The sequence below is a fragment of the Archangium sp. genome, assembly GCF_036388035.1.
Taxonomy (GTDB): Bacteria; Myxococcota; Myxococcia; order Myxococcales; family Myxococcaceae; genus Archangium.
In genome coordinates, this window is the sequence record NZ_DASVSO010000252.1 from 1 (window position 1) to 1,785 (window position 1,785).

The window sequence follows — 1,785 nt, forward strand, 5'->3', positions numbered from 1 at the left end:
CTCGCGGGTGGCGTGGAACATCGTGGACGGCCGCGTCACCGTGCGCGAGGGGCAGCTGCTCGGCGTGGACGAGGTGCTGCTGGCGCGCGAGGCCTCCCGGGTCCTCTCCGACGTATGGACGCGCGCCCGTGTCCCGGAGGCAGCGGATCCCGAAGGCCCGGTGCGCGGAGGATGAGCCTTGAGTCGCTCGAGGATTTGCTCCGTCAGGCCTGGGAGCGGCGTGCGCCGCTGCGGGAGGACCCGCGCACCACCGCGTACCGGCTCGTCAACGGGGAGGCGGATGGCGTCCCCGACGTGACGGTGGACGTCTTCGAGCACCTCTACGTGGTGAGCCTCTACAGTGACTTCTCCCCGGCCCAGGAGCAGGCGCTGCTCGACGCGGCCGACACTGCCTGGAGGCCTCGGAGCCTGTACCTCAAGCGCAGGCCGAAGGAGGCGCGCCACCTGGCCAACGTGGCCAAGGAGCAGCTCGCCCCCGAGGTGGCCGCGCGCGGCGAGTCGGTGGAGTCCCTGGTGGCGCTGGAGAACGGGCTGCGCTTCCTCATCCGCCCCGGGCAGGGGCTCTCGGTGGGCCTCTACCTGGACATGCGCGACACGCGGGCGTGGCTGGCCGGGGAGGTGCGAGGCCTCACGGTGCTCAACCTCTTCTCGTATACGTGTGGCTTTGGCGTGGCGGCCCTGGCGGGCGGAGCGAAGCGCGTCCTCAACATCGACGCGAGCCGCCGCGTGCTGGACTGGGGCGAGGAGAACGCCCGCCTCAATGGCCAGCCGGTGGACCGGTACGACTACGTGGCGGGAGATGTCTTCGAGTGGTTGGGCCGGCTGGCGAAGAAGGGGGAGCGCTTCGACGTCGTGGTGGCGGATCCTCCGTCCTTCGCGACCACGCGCACGAGCCGCTTCTCCGCCGCGAGGGACTACGCCCACCTCGCCGAGGCCGCCGCCCGGGTGGTGGCGCCCGGAGGCCGGCTGGTGGCCTGCTGCAACCTCGCCACGCTGGCGCTGCGGCGCTTCGAGGCGATGGTGACGGAGGGGGTGTCCCGGGCGGGGCGGAAGGGGAGGGGCTCGCTGAGCCTGGGCCCCTCGCCGGTGGACTTCCCGGCCACGCCCGAGCATCCGGCCGCCCTCAAGGTGCGGGTGCTCGAGCTGCCGTGAAGGCTGTTTCAACCGTGAGCCCGGCTCACGAGATCCAGGTGTCCTCGGCCTCGACCACCTTCCACTGGCCGTCCTTGCGCTCCAGCTTCAGGGTGACCCCGTTGGCGCCGAGATTGCTATAGACGATGGAGGTGTCCGCTTCGGCTCGGTCAGGCGACTTCAACCGCACACGCTCGACGTTGAGGAACATCGCGCGGGCGGGCGTCACGCGGACCCCGGTGCGCTGTCCGTTCGAGACCTCGTCGAGCCTGCTGCTCGCGGGCTCCACTCCACCGTCCCTCCACTTGCAGGACTCCGGACCCGCGACCAGGAACGGGTCGTTCTCGAAGCGCGCGAGGATCCGCTCGCTGGGGACGCCATCGGGGACGACGACGCAGTAGAGCGTCAGCTCCTTGTCGTCTCTTCCGAAGTGCTCGAGGGTCCCGCGGACGGCGGCGGCGTACAGCTCCTCATCGAGCGCCGCCTGCGCCGTCTGCTCGGGGCGGGCGCGGACGTCGTGTGCACAGGCGGAAACGAGCCACAGGGCCGCGATCCCACACCACGCTTGGCGGACTCCCCTCATGCGCATCCTCTTTTTTCGGCTTTCGGGTGAAAGTGGCACTCACTTGTAGACGTCTACAAGAGGTGTGTGTG

At 70.4% G+C, this 1,785-nt stretch carries 2 protein-coding genes; one reads left to right on the forward strand and one right to left on the reverse strand.

Features of this window, described 5'->3' with window-relative positions:
* The first annotated feature begins 171 nt into the window (after positions 1 to 171).
* On the forward strand, positions 172 to 1,152 hold the full coding sequence (locus VF697_RS10855; protein ID WP_331093988.1) for a class I SAM-dependent rRNA methyltransferase: 981 nt from the start codon (positions 172 to 174) through the stop codon (positions 1,150 to 1,152).
* A gap of 25 nt (positions 1,153 to 1,177) precedes the next feature.
* Here the strand turns inward: VF697_RS10855 and VF697_RS10860 are convergent, their stop codons facing one another.
* The gene (locus VF697_RS10860) at positions 1,178 to 1,714 is read right to left on the reverse strand and encodes a hypothetical protein (protein WP_331093990.1); all 537 of its coding nucleotides are present in this window, start codon (positions 1,712 to 1,714) and stop codon (positions 1,178 to 1,180) included.
* Positions 1,715 to 1,785: the final 71 nt, after the last annotated feature.

Excerpts from the sequence above, each read along its gene's own strand:
- VF697_RS10860 (WP_331093990.1), bottom strand. The coding sequence starts at position 1,714 with ATGAGGGGAGTCCGCCAAGCGTGGTGTGGGATCGCGGCCCTGTGGCTC.
- VF697_RS10855 (WP_331093988.1), top strand. The coding sequence starts at position 172 with ATGAGCCTTGAGTCGCTCGAGGATTTGCTCCGTCAGGCCTGGGAGCGG.